Below are 22,033 nucleotides of genomic sequence, written 5' to 3' on the forward strand. Positions count from 1 at the left end.
ACAAAGTCTGCGTTTTTCCGCACTCAATATGCGCGACAGCGATGTACCTGGCGAGGCAGCATGGTGTAGTGCACGAGCTGTCGCTGTGTCAGGCTATCGCCGGCGTGGTCAAGCCCCACGCGGCGGGTCGCCACGTCGACGTCGTGCGGGTCCAGGTCGGTGCGCTCCGCCAGGTGGTGCCCGAGTCGCTTGAGTTCTGCTGGTCGCTGGTGTGTGAGCACTTGGATGACAGCATGACCGATACCCAACTGGAGCTCGAGTTCCTGCCCGCCGAGGTGGCGTGCCGCCCCTGCGGGGAGCGGTCGGTGATCGACTCGCGATGGTCGGTGTGCTGCGCGAAGTGTGAGAGCGTGGACGTCGAGGTGTTACGCGGCAACGAGTTCCTGGTGACCTCGATCGAGGTGTCGTGAAGACCGGCAGGAAAGGGAGGGGAAATGGGTAGGTTTCACCGGCACGACGATGGCACGGTGCACAGCCACGACCACGACGACGACGGTCACCACCACCACAACCACGGGGATCACGGGGATCACGGGGATCACGGGGATCACGGGGATCACGAGCACAGTCACGGTGACCACGACCATGGTGACCACAGCGGGTATGCCACCGGATCTCAGCGCATCGAGGTGCTGGAATCGATCTTCGCCGAGAACGACTCCCGGGCCGACATCAACCGCAAGCTGTTCGAGAGCAACGGCGTTCGAGCGCTGAATCTGATGAGCTCGCCGGGCTCCGGCAAGACCACCGTGCTGGCCGCCACCCTCGACGAACTTGCCGGCGAAGTGTCCGTAGGAGTGATCGAAGGCGATATCGCGACCGACCTGGACGCCGCCAAACTCGACGGTCGGGGCGCCCAGATCTCGTTGTTGAACACCAGCAACGGATTCGGCGGCGAGTGCCACCTGGACGCCCCGATGGTCAACCGGGCACTACAGGGACTCGAGCTGGCACCGTTGGACCTGGTGATCATCGAGAACGTCGGCAACCTGGTCTGCCCCGCCGAGTTCGACGTCGGCGAACACGCCAAGGCGATGGTGTACTCGGTCACCGAAGGCGAGGACAAGCCACTGAAATACCCGGTGATGTTCCGGTCCGTCGACGTCGTGCTGCTGAACAAGACGGACTTGGTCCCGCACCTCGACGTGGATGTCGACAGCTACATCGAACACATCCGGAAAGTGAACCCGACCGCGACGATCTTGCCGGTGAGTGCCCGCACCGGCGAAGGCATGAAGAGCTGGTTCGACTGGGTGCGGGAGTTCGCCGCGGCCCGTTAGGACTGGTGCGCGGCGGTGCCGAGTTCGGAATAGGCCGAAAGCCAAAGGCTTTCGATTCTCATCACCCGACGGTGCTCGAGCACCAGCCAAGCGATACCACCGGTGATCGCCAACAGTCCGACCACTCCGAATGTCAGCAACCACTCGTGGTGCTTATACGCTGCGGAGGCCACACCGCCGATCAGCGAGGCGAGACCCAGCACTACCGAAAGCAGCCCCGGCCAAGACAATCGGTCGATGAAGAATTCCCCGGTGTGCGGGCAGGTTGTGCGGAAGTGGTCGATGGGATCTTTTGTGTCACACATGATTTCCTCCTTTGCTAGAGCTAAGAGCTACTCAGCACGCACTGGACGGCCATCCCCCACCTGGGTGGTCCGCGGCGTGAACCTGGGCCAGCGCGCACTTCAGCGCCGACGCATCGTCGGGGTTGACGCTTGCGACGAAGCGCATCAGCGCGGACCGGCGGGCGGCCACGTCCGTCGCGTGCGAAAGCGCCTCGGCCATCAGCTCGGCCACCAGTTCACCGTGCTCCCGGCGCGGCGCATAACGATGCGCCCGCTCGTCGCGGTATGCCACCACGAGTCCCTTGGCCGTCAATCGCGCGAGGACGGTCGTGATCGTGGTGTAGGCGAGGCGGCGGTGAACCGACAGGGCGTTGTGCAAGTGGCGCCCGGTCTGCGGGCTGCGCGCCTTCCACAGCTCCTCCATGACCGCTTGTTCAAGCTCGCCCAGCGGTCTCAAACCCGGCACTGCGGTCTCCTGCTCGTGTCTTCTCTCGAAGAGTCACCCTGGTCGAAGCTATTGAGCGCGGCAGGTGTTGACGTCACCCAGGAGGTGGGTATGACGGGTGAGTTCTGAAATAGTGAGGACATGCTGCGATTGGCCAATATCGGCAAGACGTACGGCAGCGGACCCACCCGAGTTGTCGCCCTGCACGACGTCGATCTGGAAGTCACCGCCGGCGAATTCGTGGTGCTGCTCGGCCCGTCAGGATCGGGAAAGACGACGCTGCTCAACATCATCGGTGGCATCGAGCAGCCGTCCGACGGCGAGATCGAGGTCGACGGTCAAAACATCGGTCGGTTCGACCGCAAGCGCCGCACTCAGTATCGCCGCGAGCATGTCGGTTTCGTCTTTCAATTCTTCAACCTGGTGCCCACGCTGACGGCACTCGAGAATGTCGAACTCCTGGCCGAGCTGACCGGACCCGATGCGCGGGCCCGCAGTCGTGCCGCCCTGGAACGAGTGGGCGTCGGCGACGTCGCGGACCGCTTCCCCGCCCAACTGTCCGGGGGCCAGCAGCAGCGCGTTGCGATCGCCCGGGCGATCGTCAAGCAGCCTCCGCTGCTGCTCTGCGATGAACCCACCGGAAGCCTCGACCTGAGCACCGGACGACAAGTCTTGGCTGCGCTAAGCGACCTGGCTCGCACCGGTACTCAGACCATCGTCCTGGTGACACACAATTCCGAGATAGCGCGGATGGCGGATCGGGTGCTGTGGCTGCACTCGGGCGCGATCAGCAAGGCCGAGCGGATCGAAAATCCGGTGAACGCATCGGAATTGGACTGGTGAGCCGTACTTTGCGACGCAAATTGCGTCGTGACGTGTGGGGGGAACGATGGCGCTTCCTGGCCATCGCCGCGATCATCGCCATCGGCGTGGCCGTATTCATCGGCGCCACAGACAGCTACCGAAATCTTGACCAATCCTTCGACCGAACCTACGCAGCCCAGCGGCTGCCGGATGCGATCCTGTCCGGACTCGGGGCAGCCGCGCTGCGCGACGACGCCGCCGCACTGCCGGGCAGGCCGCTCGTCGAGGTCCGCCATCAAGCCGACGTCGGCATCCGAGTGAACGGACACGCGCTGTACGGCCGCGCCATCGGCGTACCCGCTTCCCGGCAACCGACGGTGTCGTTGCTCGACCTGCGCGCGGGTGCGCTGCCCGGCGCCGGGCAGCTGGTGGTCGAACAGCATGTGGCCGACCACCATCACCTTGATCCCGGAGACACCGTCGAGCTGCTGGGACGGCAAGGCTGGCAACCGGTTACGGTTATCGGCTGCGCGCTCTCCCCCGAGTATCTCTGGCCCGCACGCTCCGCCCAGGAGGTTCTCACCACGCCCGAAGATTTCGGCGTGGTCTTCCTGCCCGACGACGAATTGCAGCGCGCAGTACCCGACGCGACCGAGCAGATCGTGGTCTACGCGCAGGACCGTTCGGCGGCGGACACCCTGACCGCGGCAGCCGGCGACCTGGCCCGAAAGGCCGGGCTGCAGTTCGTAGCTCGCGAAGACCAGGCGTCGTTTCACACCCTGCGGGACGACGTCATGCAGTTCCGCAGCCTCGCCGGGCTGTTGCCGTGGCTGTTCCTTGCGGCCGTCGTGCTCGGCACCTATGTGCTGCTGTCCCGAATCGTCGCGGCACAGCGAGCACTGATCGGAACCCTGGTGGCCAATGGACTTTCGACAGCCGCCGTGCGCAGGCACTATCTCGGCTACGGGGTCGCCTGTGCCGTGTTGGGGGCGGTGCCCGGGTTGTGCGGCGGCTACTTCCTCAGCGGATGGATCACCACCAGGTTTACGACGGCCATCGCGCTACCCATGCAGCTCACCACGATTCACCCGCTCACCTATGTGATCGCCGCCGTCGCAGCGGTCGCCGTCGCGCTGTTGGCCGCGGTGGCGCCGGCCAATGCGGCGGCGCGAATGCAACCCGCCGAGGCGATGCGAATCGCCCCACCGATGGATCGCGGTCGCCTCAGCCTGATCGAGCGACTGATCCCGGCGCTGGGACGCGTCCCGTCGCGCTGGCGGATGGTGCTGCGGGCCATCTCGCGGAACCGTCGGCGCACGTCGTTCACCGTGGTGGGGGTGACGGTGTCCATCATTCTGGTAATGGTTTTCGCGGGTATGCGCGACACCCTTCCCGGTACGGTGCATCGGCAATTCGGGCAGATCGCGCGACAAGACGGTGAGGCCGTGCTGTCCGGCCCGTCCGACGCGGTAATGGACAAGCTGCGCGGAGATCCCGATGTCGCTGCGGCCGAGGCCTATAGCGCTTACGGCATCAGCGTCTATTCCGGTGACCATCGATACGAAACCCAACTGGTCGGGCTGGCACCGGAAACTCAATTGCACACCTTTCCAGGAGAATCGGGCGCGGACCGGCTCACCGGTGATGGTGTCTTGCTCGGGGTGGGTTTGCGCGAATTGCTGTCTACCTCGCTGGGCGACCGCATCGAGATCGTGCTGCCCCAATCCGGGATCCGGTTCAGCGAGCGGGTCGCCGGATTCGTCGACGAACCGTTCTCCCCGGTCGTGTACATCTCATTGGACCAGCTACGGGCGCACGCGGATTCGCTGCCGGTCAACGGTGTGCTGATCAAGTTCAGACCCGGCACCAACGAGCGCGCGGCCGGCGACCGGATAGCCGCACTACCGGGAGTGGTGGCGTTCCGGTCCACGACGTCGCTCGCGGCGACCATGCGGAAGGCCTTCAGCCTCTACGACACCCTGGTAGGCATCATGCTCGTTTTCGCCACCGTCATGGCGGCCGCCCTCTTGTATAACGCGATGTCGGCCAACATATCCGAACGGATCGGTGAGTTCGGTGCACTACATGCCCAAGGCATGGGCGCCGGCATGATGTCCCGGTTGATCGCCGCCGAAAACGTCGGCCTCGCATTGCTTGCGATCCCGTTTGGGGTGGTGGGCGGTGTCCTGCTCGCGGATCGTCTGCTGTCCACTTATCACAGCCTCGGCTACCACCTTCGGCTCGACATGCGGCCGACGACGCCCGTGGTGGTGGCGGGCGCCATGCTCCTTGCCGCCGCGTTGGCCCAATTATCCGTTGTGCGACGAATTCACGGCCTCGATCTGGCCCGAATTGTCCGAGAACGTGCCTTGTGAATCGGTGTCATTGGTCAAGTCCGCGGCCGACAACAGAATTGGCGTTTCGCGTTCGATCGGCTGCGCGGGGCCTAGCGCCGAGGTGAAGTCCGACCAGAGTCGCGCCGCGCGGACGAATCTCTGCGACATCGGCGAACGGGAACGATCGATCGACTCGACGAAGTCCTTCGCCGCACAACGAATCGCCTCTGGCCACAGCTTGTTTCGCACTTCGGCGGCGGTCGGTTCGAAGGCGGTGCCGACGAGCTCGGCGATCGGTGCGGCGGAGTCCACGGGGACGGCGGCTTCCGCACGAGGACGTCGATGCCACCGCGTCGACCCGTGGGTGTGGGCCAGGACCAGTTCACCGGCATCGGATCCCACGGTGATGGCGTGCAGCAGCCGCAGCTGACTGTCCGGGTCGCTGGCGCACAGTTCGTTCTGGATGAGCAGGTCGACGGTCACGTCGCCGAGGACGAGACGGCCGGCGACGAAAGGGCCGCTGTCCGTTGGGTGCGGCACGGTAATCCTGGCGGGCGTCAGCGGGCCGACGACCTTGCTGAGGATGATGAACAAGGGGTAGGCGACATGGATCGCCGAGCGCCCATGGACGTAGCGGATCGGTGACTGCTTGTCGAGAGTCTTTGCGGCCCTGATGAATTGGCGCACCGGTGCGACGCGGCTGTAGAAGTCGTTGACACCGTAGAGCACCGCATTCTTCTTGGCGACGCGCAGCAGGGACAGGATTTCGTCGGCATGCACCGGTTGCTCCTGCATGACGTGAATGCCCCTCGCCAGCAACTGCTCGCTGATCTGGACACCCTCGCCACCCACCACGCCCGAGCGGACCACCACAAAAGCGATGTCGGTGCTCGGCAGGCTGTCCAGGCGCGTATGCAGCGGCACCCCCAGGCGATCCGCGAGCTCGGCCGATGCCGCGGACCCGGTGGAGACCAGGCCAACCAACTCGACCGGCGAATTCGGTGCCGCCAGTGCCTCGGCGTAGATAGCTCCGAAGGTGGCTCCGACGACGATCGCCCGCGGCCGCCGACGCGCCGTCACAGCGCGCCTTCTTCGATCGGCAGTGCCGAATCGCGGCAACACGACAGCGTCGCTTGGGGTATCGCGTCGGTCACGAACTCGAGCGCCCGGGACGGTTCGTCGATGCTCCAGAACGGGTGGACCCCGGCCGGCATGTTCGCGACCTGCATGGCCGCAAAGGCCGCCACGGCCCCGGTGGCGCGGTAGCTGTCCGGACAGCTGAACGCGGCGGTCGTCGAGCCCAGGCTGTCGTGAGCGCGCGCGACGATCGCGAAATAGGGTTCGCGACCAAACAGGTCCAGTTTGGCCGCCGACCGTACCGCTTCCAGGTCGTGCGATCGTTCGTCATCGATCGCCAGCCGCTGCATGGCCCGGGTGGTGTGGGCGCCGTCGAAAACGTTCATCCAGCAGACACTGTCAATGCCGAGATGTGCCGCCACCGCGACGGTTTCGGTGTCGAGATGGGGGCGCGCGGTGGCGGATTGCGAGAAATGTGGCGCGGGCGCCGGCACGCAGTCGTCGGGAGTGGCCCGCCGAATCACGCCGTCCCGCAACACAGCACCGGAATGGCTTTGGGTGTCGTGCAGGCTGGCGAGGTATTCGAGCACCGAGGCCGATGTCAGTTCTTGTAGTCCGCCGCACCACGCGGTGACATCGTCGATCGCGCCGGCTCGGTGCAGTGCGAGCAGCCGCAGCAGCAGTCCGGAAAGCCCGGGCTGCACACCCGCCTGCAGCACGACGGGAACGCCCGTGCCGTACGCCGTGAGCCGGTCTATGAGCGCGTGGTCACCCCCTGGGTCGACGTAGGGCACCCCCGCGGCGATGGCGACTTCGGCGACCTGTGCGCTGAACCGTGTTGACGGTCCGGCGCAGTTGATGACGACGTCGCAGTGCGTCGCCGCGGCGGCCACGGCGGCCGCATCGGTGACGTCGATGCGCGCGATCTCGACGTCGACGCCAGAGGCTACCGCGCGAAGCCTTGCCTCGTCGCGGCCGGCAAGCACGAAATGTATGCCGCCCAGCCGCGTCAGGACGTCGAAGCAGCCCCGTCCGACCGCCCCGGTACCGCCGAGCAGTAGCACGCCGGTCACGGGCCGCTGACCCAAGAGTCCACGAGAAGTTTGGCGACGGCTTCCGCGTTTTCGCCGGCCAAACAATCGAAATGGTTGCCGTCGATGGTGCTGACCGTCAACTTGCCCAGGCAGTAGTCGGACCAGAATGCGGTCATGTCTTCCTGCAGCGTTGGCAGGAAATGGATGTCACCTCGTTGTCTGAGGAAGTGAATGTCACCCAGGAACGGCTCGGCCCCGCCATGCACCACCGCCCGCAGGCTGTGTACGAAGATCGACCGCAGTTCTGTCAGGGTCTCGACATCCCAGGACTCGCCCAAGACGCCCGATTCGGCCAGCAGCCGTAGGCGTGGCTCCCCGGGTTTCGCGCTGCGCTCAAGGCACTCCGCGAGCACCGGTTCGGCCTCGCTGCGCAGCGCGCCGGCCGGTATCACGTCGGCGTACCGGGCCCTGGCGCGCGTGAAGGCGCCGCGGATGGCGTCGCCGTCAACCTGCAGGCCGAGCGCTTCCGGTGGCACCTGCAGGATTTGGGCGAAGCAGTAGTCGAGGATGTCGTCGTCTTCGACGTCCATCGGGACCCGGTACGAGCTGGCCACGGTCACCGTGCCGATGTCAATTCCGGACTCTTCCAGACACTTTGCGATCTCGGCTGCCAGCAGCCCACCCATGCAATAGCCGAACAGATGAACCTTGGTGGGCGCCAAGGCCACAATCGGCGCGCTGTAGCGCGCGGCCAGTGTGGTGAACAGCTGCGCGGGTTCGATCTCCGCGTAGCCGTCGCCCGGAATCCTCTGCAGCCCATACAGGTCGGGCACTTGCTCACCCATGGCAAGCAGCTGCGGCACCAATTGCGCATACGGGGCCAATCCCCCGCTTCCGTCGTGCACGCACACCGCGATCTCGGTGCCCGGGGTAAAGCCTTGGCCCGCACCGAGGTACACCAGCGGCGAGCCGATTCCTTCGTGGCCAGACCCAGCCGGCCGGACCTCCGTGCCGCCGCGCACTGCCTCGGCGGCCGCGCCCAGGCTGGGGTTGGAGACCATTGCGCGCAGCAGATCATCCCAGGCCAGGCCGGAGGCCTCGGGAATTTCGCGGCGGATCCGCCCAATCGCCTGCGCCATGAGTAGCGAGTCGCCGCCGAGGGCGAAGAAGTCTGATGCGGGTGAGAAGGATTCGCTGGACGGCAGCCCGAGCACCGACGCCCAGATGTCGGCGATGCGGGATTGCACGCCGTCCAAGTGCTGACACGCGACTCCATCCGGACCGGTACCGCCGGCGCTGTCGAGTCGAGCCGCGGCTCGCAGCGCTTCGAGTTCGGCCGTCACCGCCGCCCGATCGACCTTGCCGTTGGCCGTCAGTGGCAAGGTGGGCAGGCAGATGAGATGTTGCGGAATCATGTAACTCGGCAAGAGCTGCCCCGCACGTTCGATCATCTCGGTGGACCGCAACGAGTGCGCGGTCGAGGCGGAGTCGCACCAGAACACGTGCTGGCCGAGCCAACCCAGCGGGTGCTCGGCCGGCGGAAAGCTGCACACCTCACCGAACGGCGAACGCTGCAGGGCTGTAACCCATTGCGGGTAGGAAAGAAACGCCGCATTCGTCCCGGCGCGCGCATCGGTGAACCCGTGCAGGCCCTCTTTGAATTCCATCGAAATCATCAGTGGGTGGTTGACGCCGGTGGCGTCGATGAAGACGAGTGATCCGCCGGGCGTTAGCAGTCGGTCCAGCATGACGAGCGTGTCGTCGATGTTGACCGCATTGTGCAACACGTTGGCGCAGACGATGACGTCGAAGGATTGCGGCGAGAAGCCTTGCTCCGCGGGGGAACGATTGATGTCGAACATCCGGTAGTCGATGAAGTCGTGGTCGGCGAACGTCTGGCTGGCCCGGAGCAGGAAGAAGTTCGACACGTCGGTGAACGTGTACCGCACGTGGTAGGGCGCGAGCGCGGTGACCAGGTCCGCACTGGTGCCGCCCACACCGGCGCCGACCTCCAACACCCGCAGGGGTCGTGCCGCCGTGGCCCGGCTCGCGCGAGCGGCTACGCCGGACACGACCAGTCGGTTGGTGTATTGGCTGATCAGGTTGTCGCGGTAGGCGGCGGTCGCGGTGCCGACCGTTCCCTCTCGAAACAGCAGCCCGAGCGGGTCGACGGTACCGGCGAGCAAGCCGGGTAGGTTCTCGATGCACTCACCCACATAGGCCAACAGGTCGTCGCCGTAGTCGACGGCGGCACCGAGTTCGCGCACCCGCTGCCACTGGGCGGCGCAGTCCGAAAGTTCTTGTAGGTCGGGCAGTTCCAGCCTGGAACCCGGCCTCATCGTGACCATGCCCGCGTCGTCGAGCGCATCGAGCCAGCGGCGCAGCAGTCGGCTGAGTCGGTCGGGCAGCGAGAGGCGTTGGGCTAGCTCGTCGACGGTGATCGGTTCACCGGGGCGTGCAACCGTACCCAATGCCGCGCACATGCTCTGCAGCGCAACCGTGCGAGCGGCCGCGGCGAAGCGGAGCAGCTTTTCGCCGTCGAGGTCCGCGGTCTGGTGCTGATGCGCTTTGTCGAGGCTGTGGCGGACCGCTTTCGCGCTGCAACGGCGTTCGGATCTCTCGCGGTCGTCCGCGGTGCCCGGGACCACCGCTGCCGCGATGATCCGGTCGTGCGGCGCCTGCCCGATGGCGGCACTCATCGCGGTCCGCACCCCGGGGATCCGGCACAGTGCCGAATCCACTTCGGCCAGTTCGATGCGGTGACCGCGGATCTTGACCTGATTGTCACGCCGCCCGAGCAACTCGATCACGCCATCGTCGGTGTATCGACCGAAATCGCCCGTGCGGTACAGCCGCTCGCCGCTGACCGGATGCTCGATGAACGCGGCGGCGGTGCGATCGGGGTCACCGAGATATCCCTGCGCGAGACCCACTCCGCCGATGTGTATTTCACCGATCTGCCAGGGCGCCGCGGGCTCGCCGCGGTGGGTGAGAACGTGCACGCTTTGGTTGCGCATCGCGGTCCCGTACGGGACGCTGCGCCCGTATCGGCGTGCCTCTAGCGGATAGCAGATCGACCAGATGGCGGCTTCGGTCGCGCCGCCGAGACTCAGCATGGCGGCCTCCGGCGCCAGCGAGGCGATCTGTTTGGGCTGGGACACCGGAATCCAGTCGCCCGACAGCATGATTCGCCGCAGACTTGGCAGCATCGCGCGATCGCCCAGGTGGTCGAGTAGTAGTTGCATCTGTGCGGGCACGGAATTCCACACCGTCACGCGATGTTTAGCGATGGCGTCGGCCCAGGCCTGCGGGTCGTTGCGGGCCGCTCCCGCCGCGAACACGATGGCGCCGCCGGCGGCCAGCAGCCCGAAGATGTTGTACACCGACAGATCGAACGTGTGCTGCGAGACGGCGAGCACGGAGTCGGTTGCCTGGATATCCAGCCGATCGTTGACGTCGTCGATGGTGTTCCAGGCGGCTCGGTGACTTACCATGACGCCCTTGGGCGTTCCGGTAGAGCCTGACGTGAAGATCACATAGGCGGTGCTGTCCGGCAAGAGCGACGTCGCCGGCGTCGCCGCAACCGCGGTGGTGCGCGGTAGCCAGGTCGCCGGGTCGGCGAGCAGTTCATCGACCCGTCCACCGGGCTCGCACATGGCGGATAACGAACACTGCTGGGTGATCAGCGCGACCCGGTGGTCCGGCCACGCCACATCGAGCGGCACGTACGCCGCACCAGTGAGGGCGGTGCCCAGGATCGCCGCGACCTGACTTGGTCCCGCTGGCAGGCGAATTCCGACGTAGCCGCCAATACCGGCACCGGCGGCGGACAATTCGGCGGCGACCGCATGGGCGGCGGCGAGCAGCTCACCGTAAGTTGTCGACCGCTCACCGTGCCGGATCGCCACCGCATCCGGCGTCCGCGCGGCTTGTTGCAAGAACCCGGAATGGATCAAAGCGCCGTGGCCACCGAGCGGTACCGGGGTGCGTTGTGGAGCCGACACGGCAAGTAGCGGTTGGTCCCATGCCAGCGGGTCGGAGCTGAGCTTCTCTAGGGCGTCGCGGAAGTCGGCGAAAGCGCGGTCGAGGACCTCGTCGCTGATCGCCCCGTCCCGGGTGTCCCAGTTGATCTCGCAGACACCGTCGATCTCGAACACTTGGCAGTCCAACAGCACCTGCGGGGTTTGGCTCAGTCCCCGTCCCGGTATCGGACGCAGGAAGGGTGCGCTCTGGACGTCGAACCCGAGCGTCGACGTCAGGACCACCGGTGAGTGTTCGTCACGGTTTTCGGCGGTTTGCGCCAGCATGCGGGCCACCTCGATGCCGTCGACGCCGGCATGGTCCATGTCCTCGAAGAGTCGCCGGCCGATCCCGCCCAGGAGTTCGGCGAACGGGCGCTGGCCGCGTACGTCTACTTCCAGCACGCTGGTCCCGGTGAAGTCCCCGACCAGTCGACCGACATCCGGGGTGAACGGATGCCGGGCCATCGTCGTCAGTGTCAACAGAAAATGATCGCGGTCACCGTAGCGGCCCAGGACGCAACTGAATGCCGTCGCGATCGCCACACTGGCGGTGGCGCCGCGCTCGGTCGCGTAGTCGCCGAAGGCCGTAAATCGGCTGGCCGCCAGCCGCATCGACCTCCGCGAGAAGGTCGGTGCGACGTCCGCCGAGCCGGCGTCGCGCCCCCGACCCTCAGGCAGCAGCGGCAACGATATCGGGGGCGGCAACTCCTCGAGCCGAGCCCGCCAGTAGTCCAGGTCGCGTTGCCGGCGCCGGGAACCGGCCACCGAGTTGCGGTGGCGAGTGAGGTTGAGCAGGTACTCGCGAAAGCTGAATTCCGGTGCCGGAGGCACATATTCCGGGTCCAACAGCGCCTGCCCGAAATCGGTCATCACGATGAAGATGCTGACGAAATCGGCGATCAGCAGGTCAACCGACACGTGTACCACGGCGTCGTCCGGACCGATGGTCACCACGATGTCATACATTGGGCCTTCGCCCAGCGGGTAGACGCGATTTTTCAGCTCGCCCGCGATCCGGGCTCGGTCGCGCGAAATCTGTTTGCGGTCGGGGTTTTCGAGAACCGACAGGCGATCGTCGAGGTCGGGGCGAATGATCTGGTAGCCATCGGGGTCCACGACACAACGCAACATGTCATGCGCATCGACGACCTTGGACCACGCCGAGCGATACTGGGCGGCGGACGGCCTCGCCACCCTGTGGTCGACGGCGAACTCGGCGTATCCGTGACAACCAACGCCACCCCAGCGAAACGCCGACGTGCGTCCCACCGAATACGCCGCCTGTACGTCGGTGAGCGGAAACGGCTCGAACCTATCCTCCGGCGCCCGCAGCACTTCGGTTTCGCGGGCCAACTCCGCGATGACGTCCGCTTTGGCTGCCGACAGCGCCGCCTTGAGATCGGGACCCAAGACGCCCTGCGGAGCCCGAAAGCGCAGGTTCTCACCGTCGACCCAGAGTTGCACGCCCAGGCGGCGCACCTGGTCGATCAGCGTCACGGCGCTCACAACACGCCCTCTTCAAAATCCGCACTGTCGGCGACGCTGAGCTGTGCCAGCTTTTCGCTGAAGTCCCCGATCACCGGGTTCTCGAACAGCAGTCGCAAGGCCGCCGTGTCCGACACTTCGCGGTGTAACCTCTCCACCACGCTGGTCGCGGACACCGAGTCGCCGCCAAGTTGAAAGAAGTTGTCGGACTTCGCCACCCGCGGCAGACCGAGGGCTTCGGCGCAGATCGCCATGATTCGCTGGACGAGCTCGTCGTCAATTGCGGCCTGCTCCGACACCGCCGCAATCATTGCGCCGACCATCTCGTCGAGATTCCGCCGGGCGATCTCCGGTGAAATCGCCTGCGTGACAAAGTCCCACGACAGCGACAGCGATCCGTCACGCTCCCACATCTGGAAGTCCAGCAGCGTCTGCGGCGTTTGCGAGATGCCGTACACGAGCGCGCCGAGATCGAACGACGGCCGGCGGGAGTTATCGACCAGTCCGAGTCCACTGGTGAAAACCACCGGGTACACCGCGTTCGCCGGTCGGCCGTGGTGGCGCAGGAGTTCACGTTGCAGCCATACCGCGTCCGAAGAGCGATGGGGCAGGTCGGTGAGTAGCTGGCGCTGCACCCGACGGGCCTGCTCCCAGATCGACGCGGTCGCGTCGACATGGCACTCCAGCAGCAGCAGCGAGGTGAAATCGCCGATGACGTCGTCGATCCCGGGCACGCCGGGGTCCCGGTCGAACAGGGTGACGTTCACGCAGAAGTGGGATGCTCCGGCCCACTGTGCCAGCGCTCGCGCATAGTTGGCCAGCAGGAACGCGGATGGGGTGACTCGCTCGTTCCGGCAGGTCCGGGTGATCCGTTCCCAGTCGGCCTTGGCGACAACCGCTTCCACCCGTTCGAACACCGGAGTGTCGATATCGAGGATTTCCTGCAGTGACACCAGCTCCGGCGCGGGCGGCAACGACGACAGGCGGGTACGCCAGTAGTCGCGGCTGGCCGCCAACTGAGGCAGCGCCGATTCGTCGGTGTCCGGCCACATTTCCGGATGGTTGTTCACGTAGTCGGCGAAAGTTGTCTGCAATGACGGCAAGTCATCGATGCTGCCACCTCGATAGAGATGTTCGAGGTGGGCAAGGGCGATCATCATGCTGGTCCCGTCCAGCATGATGTTGTCCATGCTGATCCCGACGATGGTGCGGCCGTCTTCGACCTGGATCCCGAAGTCGATTCCGGGCCGCGTGGTGACATCGATGACCTGATCGCGCATTCGGGCGCGCACGTCTTCGTATTCGTGCACGACGGGCTCGAGCGGTGCGGGGTGCACGACGGCGTGGAAGCGCGCCGGCCGGGTGTCGTTCGCAGTGGTCGTCACCGTGGTGCGCAATCCGGGGTGGTGTTCGACGAGCTGCCGTGCGGCCGTCTCGAACCTCGACCGGTCGAAATCCGTAGCCTCGAACTCGAAATAGCAGTGTGCCGCAACGCCGCTGAGCAGGAAGCCGTCGACCCGCCCCGCCAGATACGCCTGCTGGACCGTGGTGAGCGGAAACTCGGTGCTGCCACTCGGTCGGCCTGCCTGCGCGGGCTCCGGGGGCTCCGAGGGCAGTTGCGCCGTGGGTGCACCGGCATGCGCGGCGAGTTCGCCCAGCACCGGGTAGTTGAACAGGTCGACGAGGGCCAACTGCCCGAAGCCGGCGGCGCGCAGATCGGAGTAGACCCGGGTCGCCACGATGCTGTCGCCGCCGAGCAGGAAGAAGTCGTCGGTCGCGGTGGGTGTCCGGTCAATCAGATGCCGTTGCCAAATCTCGGCGATCGTGGCGAGCACCGAGGGATCGGCCGCGGGCGTCGACTCCGGGGCGGTCAGTGGCGGCGCCGTATCGGCGCGCGGCGTCGTTTTCGGTCGCGCGGACCGCGGTTGCCGGTAGGCGATGATGGTCACGCCGGGGCCATCCTGAGTCATCTGCGCCGGTTGCCAACGCTGATCCGCGATGAACCGCCACCACCGGTCCGCCGTGGGCAATGAATTCGCCGATACCAAAGCCGGGTTGAGTACGGCAGCGCTGGCCAACGTCGCCGAGGTGACCTCGCAGACCTCGGCCACCCAGAGCCAGCCGCCGTCGGCCACGGTGAGCGCACCGAACACCGACCCCGCGTCGGGAAGCTGATGCAGCGAGCCACAGCAGATCACCACATCGACCGCGGTGGCGGCGATCTGCTCCGGTGACGTGAGCTGCCTGATAGCGGCGGTGCCGGTGGTGAGATGTCGTCCGGCAGCAATCTCGGCCAGCACCGGGTTCGGCTCGAAGCACAAGTACTCGTCGACGACCGCGCCGACCAGGTCGGTGAGCCGCTCGGTGATCAGTCCGGTCCGAGACCCGATTTCGATGAGGCGAAGCCGTCGGCCGAGCTGCCGCGAATGTCCGAAGATCCGTTCGCTGAGGTCGTCGAGCGCCCAGTGCAGCCGCTCGTCGGCGAGCAGCATCGCCTCGGGCGAGAGCTGCGGGTCGCCGATCAGCGTCTGCGGCGAGGCCGCGCCGGTGACGATGTCGGCCAACCTCCGTGCCGCCCGAGCCGTAACGGGCTCTACCGCATCTACTGCAGAAGTATTCGGCAGCTGCCGCCAAAGTCGCACCAGCTCCGCATATTCGGGGCGGATCCGCTCGGCAGCGCAGAAACTGGCCGCCGCGGCAATCACCGCGCTGGCCCACTCGCCGGTTTGCGCGACTGGCGCGACCACCCCGACCGGGCCTATCGGCTGGTTGCCCTGTCCCGCGTACCGGCGGACCGCGCGCTCAAAGTGCGCGAACGCGGCGGCCAGTGGTTCGTCGGCAACGATGCCGATGGCGGTGTCCCAGCTGATCCTGGCGCCACCCGTGTCGTCCTCGACCTGACAATCCAGCATGACGCCCGGGGTCTGGGTCAGCGTCCGGATGCTCGACAAGCCAGCAGCTCCCGACGGGACGAGACCCAGCGTGCTGGTGAACACGACCGGGTACTCGGCGGAACCGGCCGCCCGCAGCGCGGCAAGCTGCCCGGTGGCATCGGTGTCGCCGCCGACCGCACCCCACAGTTGCTCTTGCGCTGCGGTGACGGCGGCCGGCGAACCCGGCCGGGCGACGCTGTAGTCGATGTCGCACAACGCCAGTCGGGTGAAATTGCCCAACACCTCACGGTCGGCGCGGGCATACTCCGGCCGGTGCGATGTGGGTACGACGACGGCAAACCGCTCGCCCGCGCCCATGGCGTGCAGCGCGTCGGTGAATGCCTCGAAGATCAGCGCGGTGGGGGTGACACGTAGCTTCGCTGCGCGGTCCCGCAGGTCGGCATACGCGTGGGGGTCCAGCGTGAAACTCGATCGGGCGAAACCGACTCGGTCTCTACCGTCGGGGCGTTGGGCGCGCAGCGGCAGCGCCGGCGGCGCACTGACATCGAGGCTGGAAATCTGGCCGGAGTCTTGATTTTCCGTACTTTCGGTGACGAACCGAACGAAAACGTCTGCGGTGGGATCGACTTGGCACGGTCGGGGGGCCTGCTGGTAGTCGGCGACAATCGTCGCGATGACGGTGGCGAGGCTGCGGGCGTCGAGGCTCAGATAGTTGATCAGCAGTCCGACATATCGTGACGGGCCGGACGGGGCGAAGCACTGGATGGCGGGAACGGCCCGCGGGTCGAACGCCGCGCTTGCCATGCGCTGCATCAAGCCGTCCGGGTCGGCGGCGTCGACGGCGTGTACCGCCACGTTGGCGGCAGCGGAATGCACGCGCTGGTCGGTGTCGGACGCCAAGGCACAACGCAGCATGGCGAACTCGTCGACACATCGCCCGACCACGGCCGCGAAGCGATCGATGTCGATGCTGGCCTCGGGGGCGTTCGCCGCCAGAACGATGGCGAAATGGGTTGGTGCACGAACACTTCCGTTCAACCCAGCGCTGCCCAGCACGTAGGCTTGCTGGAGACGCGTCAGGGGGAAGCCCGCCTCAGGCCGAACGGGGTCGACGCTGCAAGGGGCCGGATCAGACGGAAGTCGACCGACTATGCAGGAAGAGCTGAACTCACCCAGCGTTTGCTGCTTGAGCAGTTGACCGACCGCCGCACCGCGCACTCCCCTGCGTTTGAGCTCTGCTACCACCGCCGTCGCGCGCAAGCTGTCACCGCCGTGGGCGAAGAAGTTGTCTTCCCGTCGCGTGATCGGGGTGCCGAGCACCTCGGACCAGACGTCGGCGACGAGTTGTTCCACCGCGCTCAGTCCGGTGGCGTCATGCCCGCCCGCCGCCGCGCGCGCGAAGGTCTCCACCTCCATGGCGGCCCAGCGCCGATCGACCTTCCCGTTCGCGGTAAGCGGCAGTTCGCCGCGGCAGACCCACGATTTTGGGATCATGTACTGCGGCAGCCGATCTGCGAGATAGGCCCGCAACTCGTCGGCGGCGTCGGAGGATTCTTCAACGATATCGCGAACGACGACCACCGCCCCCAGTGCCGTGTTTGCGTGAATCGGCACCACCGTCGCGGCCAGTACCCGGGGATGGCCGCGCAGCACGTGCTCGATCTCACCGCACTCGATGCGGTGACCACCGATCTTGACCTGCGAATCGAGCCGACCCAGGAATTGCAGGGTTCCATCGTGCCAGTAACAACCGAGATCGCCGGTGCGGTACCAGCGCTCGCCCGTCTCGTCGACCACGAATCGCTCGTCGGTCAGGTCCGGGGCGTTGTGATACCCGCGGGCGACACCCGCGCCGCCGATCCAGAGTTCGCCCGGCACATAGTCGGGTCGATCGCGACCCAGCTCATCCACAACCCGAAACGCTTGGTTGGACAACGGATATCCGTAGGGAATCGACACCCATTCGGGAGCGACGTCGATCACCACGAACTCGTTCGACCAAATCGCGGCCTCGGTGGCGCCACCCATCGCGACCAGGCGCGCGCCTGGCGCCGCATGGCGTAACCGCCTCGGCATGTCCAGCGGGATCCAGTCGCCGGACAGGAACACCGTGCGCAAACTCGGCAGCGCGTTGGCCCTCTCCCCCGCGGCGATCAACAACATGTCCATCAACGCCGGCACCGAATTCCATACGCTGACGGCGTATTCGTTGATCAGGGCGTTCCAGCGGAATGCGTCGCGGCGCGACTGCTCCGATATGCACACGACGCTGGCGCCGCAACCGAGCGGGCCGAAGATATCGTAGACACTGAGGTCGAAGTCCAACGCCGACAGCGCCAGCAGCGTATCCCTGCCACCAATCTTGTTGCGGCGGTTCACGTCCGCGATGGTGTTCAACGCCGACGCATGAGAAACCAGCACGCCCTTCGGTTCTCCGGTGGAGCCCGACGTATAGATCACGTAGGCGGTCTCGTCCGGGCGCGCTCGAATCGGTTCCGCCGGAGCGCACCGGATCAACGATTCGATGTCGTGCAGCTCCGGGCCGTCAACGACACCGATTTCCGTGTGCTTTGACCGGATCAGCCCCGACATTCCAGACCTGGAGCAAATGCGCGCGAGGCGGTCGGCCGGCTGGTCCAGGCCGACCGGCAGATAGCAGCACCCGGCCATCAATACCCCGAGCACGGCGACGATCTGGGCCGGCCCCTTGGGCAGCTGGATGCCGATGATCGAGCCCGGGGCATGCCGGTTGGCCAGCGCCGCCGCGACGCTGCGCGCGTATTCGTCGAGCGCACCGTACGACAACTGGGCATGCGCACCCGCAATCGGGTCGCCGTAGCTGTCGACGTCGACTTCGCCGGCCCCCCAGCGCAACGCGACCCGAGTGGGATTGAGCCGCGCCTGTTCCCGGAACGCGTCGTAGAGCAACCCCGTCGGTCTGGGAGCGGTGGTGGCGTTGCGTTGTTGGCGGACCAGGCGCGAATGCGGCGGCAGGTCGATTTCCGGGGGTGCAGACCAGTCGTGGGCAGCCAAGCCCTCCAGCAGCCTGACGTAGGTACCGAACATGTCCTCGACGACACCGGGCGGAAAGCAGCCCGCACGGTAGTCCCACGACACGATCAGCTCGTCACCGTAGGCGCCCACCTGGTTGTCGATGATCACCTGCGGGGTCATTGAACACATTTCGCCGACGCAGCCGAGCGTGTCCGCGTCACGTTGTGGCAGGACGGTCGTATCGGCCGCGTAGGTAAAGACGACCGGCGCGATTCCGCTATGACCGGTACCGCACTTCAGCTGCGCCGCCAGCAGTTCGGTGGATTCGGGTGCGGTCAGTGCGGCGCGCAAACCCCGCTGCGCGATGCGTACCTGGTCCGCGAAACCGGTCAACTCGTCGGCACCGGCCCGATAGAGATGCGTCTTGGTGAAGTCTCCGATCACATCGGCTACACCAGGCGGACGACCGAAGGTCGTGACGTTGATCAGGAAGTCGTCGGTACTGCTCCAATGCCGGAGCACCAGGGCGTACGCGGCCAGGAACACCGCGGCCCGAGTGACTCCGTGCGCCCGGCACCCGTCGTCGAGGCCGGTTGTCACCTTGGGACCAAACCGATGTTGCCGACGGCGGAACGCGATTTCGCGTTCCTCGGCCCGGGGCAGTTGTGGACCTTCGGGTAGTCGTTCGACGGCGTCGCTCGGCGACAGTGCCGGCTCGGGGGCGGGGGCGGGAACGGTCGCGGATAAGGCACTCAGGTCCTCGCCCCGATACAACGTCGCCAGGTCCCGCAGGAAGATGCCGAGGCTGGTCAGGTCGGCGATGATGAGATCAAACGCGAAATGCAGGATGCAGCCGTCGGGCAGCAAGGTCAGTTCGACCCGCCAGGTGTCTCCACTCTCGATGCCGAACCGGTGCGTGCGCAACCTGTTCCGCACCTCGTCGAGGCGTCGGCGCCGGGCGGCATCGGTAGCCGCCGTCAGATCGTGGACCTGCAGGGGTGCATGTATGTTCTCCGGCGCGACACGGGCTCGCGTCGCATCGGGAAACATGCTGCGCAGCATTGGGTGTCGCCGCGCCAGCGCGCCCAGGGCGGTATCGAGCCGGTACGGGTCGATGGTGGCGCCGGTGAGTTCGAAATAGGTCTGGCAGCCCACGCCACCCAGTGGTTGTTCCGCACCGCGGCCGATCCAGTACGCACGTTGCAGCGCTGTCGTCGGTATGTCGGATCCGGCGGCGATGGTGTGCTGCGGCGAAAAGGCGGGGGCGGTGTCGAAGAGCCGCTGCCAACTACGCAGTGTCGGTTCGGCATACAAGGCCGCGAAGTCCAGCTGTCGTCCCCCGGTCGCTGCCCATTCGACCACCTGCGCGGTCATCATGGAGGTCAACCCCAGTTCGGTGAGGTCGGTGCCACTGCCGAGTTCGTGCACGTGCACACCGAGCAGGCTCGCAACGTATCCGGCCAACTCGGCCGGCGGTCGGTCGGTTTCGGACGGGTCCGGCCGAATGGACACCTCGTGGAGCACATCGAATGCGCCGGCGTTGAGCAGCTCGAGTGTCTTGCGTCGCCGAATTTTTCCGGACGTCGTCCTGGGCAGCACCCGGGGGCGCAGCCACACGATGCGTTCCGGCGCGATGTGATGCGCAGCGAGAATTCTGCGCCTCAGCACCCGACTGATGTCGGCGAGATCTTCGCGGGCAGCGTTCTCGGCTAACGCTTCGGGAGCCTCCAACACCAGCCACCATTCGTCGCATCCGTCGGGCTGCACGGCGCACGCTCCACCGCTGTCGACCCCGAAGCGCGCCTCTTCGACGGTCGACTCGATGTCGTTCGGGAAGTAGTTGCCGCCTCCGACGATGATCAGGTCGCGATAGCGTCCGCAGATGTACAGCTCGCCATTGCTCCGGAACCCCGCGTCGCCGGTCCGCAGGTAAGGTCCCGTCCCGGCTGCCGTTGTGGCGCCGAATGTTTCGGCCGTCTCCCGTGGCCGGTGCCAGTATCCCCGTGGCAACCCCGTACCGCCGACCCAGATTTCGCCAACATGCCCGTCGGGCACAACGATTCGGCGTTCCGGATCGACGATGCGCACATCCCAACCGAATGTGCTGTTGCCGCAACTCACCAGCGTGCGCGTGCGCTGACCCGGCGCGGGCAGATCAATCTCGATCGCGCGCCCGCGGTTGAGTTGTTCGGCATCGAAGTTCGATTGCACCCAGCGGCGCGGGTTCCGCGTTCCGGACACGGCCAAGCCGGCTTCGGCGAGCCCGTATTGCGGTGCCATGACGTCATCGCTCAGACCAGCCGCGCGAAACTTCTCGACGAAGCCACGCAACGTGGAGGGACGGACGGGCTCCGCACCGCTGACCGCCAGCCTCAGACAGGACAAGTCGAGGGTTTCGAGCGCCGCGTCGTCGAACGCGTCGATGCACAGTCGATAACCGAAATCCGGTCCGGCGATCCAGTTTCCGCGGACCCGGTCGACGGTTTCCAGCCAGATGCGCGGGTTGCGCACGAACTCGGTTGGCGGGATCAGGGTCGCACTGCCGCCGGTGCCCAGCGCGAGCAGTGTCCCCCAGAAAATGCCCAAGTCGTGGTACAGGGGCAGCCAGCTGACCGTGTGGATGTCGTCGGGTCGGTTCCACAGCGCCGTCGCGATGGCGAGCTGATGCAGCATCGATTCGTGAGTGTTGATGATCCCCTTCGGCTCTCCCGTCGAACCCGACGAGTACTGCAGGAACGCGATCTGTGGGGCGTCGGTCAACGCGGGTGGCCGCTCGGCGCCTGCCGTCGAGTCCGGGGTTCGCAGCACCAGCCCGTCCAACAGGGAATCGCGGCCGAGCGCCTCGACGAGGTCGGCACTGGTGTACACCGCCGCCGGGGCACAGTCGCGCAAAATGTGTTGCGCCCGTTGCAGAAACCGCTCTGGCGCATCGGCGGCAGGCAGATAGAGCGGAACCGGGACGAGCCCGGCCTCCAGTGCGGCGACGAACCCGGCCACGTAATCGGCATCGCCGGCCTGGGCCATGACGACTCGCGAGCCGACGGGCAGGTCGGCGAAGGCGCCGTCGCGGATCTGGCAGACCCGGTCCCATAGCCTGCGGTACGTCCAGACATCCGTTCCGCTCGCGTCGACCATTCGGAGCGCGACGGCGTGCGGGCGCCGCGCGACCCACTGCGCAATCACTTCGTTGGCGCGTCGATCGGCGGTGGACGAATTGATCAGCTCGGCGTGACCAGGTTCGGTCCCAGACCTGGGTGTCCCAGTCGCTGCGAACACCATCCCTCCACCCCTCCGATCGTGGGCTGACCCTCAGCACGCCATGCCAGCCTGACGCATCCCCAGTGGTTGACAAAGAGCAGCTACGTATGCAAGTTACTA

At 66.2% G+C, this 22,033-nt stretch carries 10 protein-coding genes; 4 read left to right on the forward strand and 6 right to left on the reverse strand.

Translation table 11 applies throughout. The features are described from left to right. Positions 1-68: 68 nt before the first annotated feature. Both G6N68_RS15750 and hypB read left to right on the forward strand, forming a co-directional pair. A complete protein-coding gene (locus G6N68_RS15750; RefSeq protein WP_163713970.1) occupies positions 69-410 on the forward strand; it encodes a hydrogenase maturation nickel metallochaperone HypA in 342 nt (113 codons plus the stop codon). Positions 411-434: 24 nt separating this feature from the next. Then, positions 435-1,280: a hydrogenase nickel incorporation protein HypB gene (hypB, locus tag G6N68_RS15755; RefSeq protein WP_163713973.1), complete on the forward strand. Its 846-nt coding sequence runs from the start codon at positions 435-437 to the stop codon at positions 1,278-1,280. Here hypB and usfY read toward each other — a convergent pair. Beyond that, complete coding sequence (gene usfY, locus G6N68_RS15760; RefSeq protein WP_163713976.1) at positions 1,277-1,585, reverse strand: protein UsfY; 309 nt, start codon at positions 1,583-1,585, stop codon at positions 1,277-1,279. The genes hypB and usfY overlap by 4 nt on opposite strands. Positions 1,586-1,616: 31 nt before the next feature. Continuing rightward, positions 1,617-2,030, reverse strand: coding sequence for a BlaI/MecI/CopY family transcriptional regulator (locus G6N68_RS15765; RefSeq protein WP_163713980.1), 414 nt, complete (start codon positions 2,028-2,030; stop codon positions 1,617-1,619). Positions 2,031-2,150: 120 nt separating this feature from the next. On the opposite strand from G6N68_RS15765, the gene G6N68_RS15770 reads away from it, so the two are divergent. Together G6N68_RS15770 and G6N68_RS15775 are read left to right on the forward strand one after the other, a co-directional pair. After that, entirely contained in the window at positions 2,151-2,852 is a 702-nt protein-coding gene (locus G6N68_RS15770; protein WP_163713983.1) for an ABC transporter ATP-binding protein, read from the forward strand. Continuing rightward, a complete protein-coding gene (locus G6N68_RS15775; protein ID WP_163713985.1) occupies positions 2,849-5,188 on the forward strand; it encodes an ABC transporter permease in 2,340 nt (779 codons plus the stop codon). The genes G6N68_RS15770 and G6N68_RS15775 overlap by 4 nt, the downstream gene beginning before the upstream one ends. Here the strand turns inward: G6N68_RS15775 and G6N68_RS15780 are convergent. Genes G6N68_RS15780 through G6N68_RS15795 form a run of 4 tightly spaced genes read right to left on the reverse strand, consistent with a single transcriptional unit; the run spans position 5,123 to position 21,931 of the window. After that, entirely contained in the window at positions 5,123-6,229 is a 1,107-nt protein-coding gene (locus tag G6N68_RS15780) for a Gfo/Idh/MocA family oxidoreductase (protein WP_240355496.1), read from the reverse strand. The two genes, G6N68_RS15775 and G6N68_RS15780, sit on opposite strands and share 66 nt — an antisense overlap. Next, positions 6,226-7,299: a saccharopine dehydrogenase NADP-binding domain-containing protein gene (locus tag G6N68_RS15785; RefSeq protein WP_163713988.1), complete on the reverse strand. Its 1,074-nt coding sequence runs from the start codon at positions 7,297-7,299 to the stop codon at positions 6,226-6,228. The genes G6N68_RS15780 and G6N68_RS15785 overlap by 4 nt, the downstream gene beginning before the upstream one ends. Beyond that, a complete protein-coding gene (locus G6N68_RS15790) occupies positions 7,296-12,788 on the reverse strand; it encodes a non-ribosomal peptide synthetase (RefSeq protein ID WP_163713990.1) in 5,493 nt (1,830 codons plus the stop codon). Before G6N68_RS15790 ends, G6N68_RS15785 begins: the two co-directional genes overlap by 4 nt. Then, on the reverse strand, positions 12,785-21,931 hold the full coding sequence (locus G6N68_RS15795) for a non-ribosomal peptide synthetase (RefSeq protein ID WP_240355497.1): 9,147 nt from the start codon (positions 21,929-21,931) through the stop codon (positions 12,785-12,787). Before G6N68_RS15795 ends, G6N68_RS15790 begins: the two co-directional genes overlap by 4 nt. Between the last annotated feature and the right edge of the window lie 102 nt (positions 21,932-22,033).

Origin of the sequence: Mycobacterium bourgelatii, assembly GCF_010723575.1 — a bacterium.
GTDB lineage: Bacteria > Actinomycetota > Actinomycetes > Mycobacteriales > Mycobacteriaceae > Mycobacterium > Mycobacterium bourgelatii.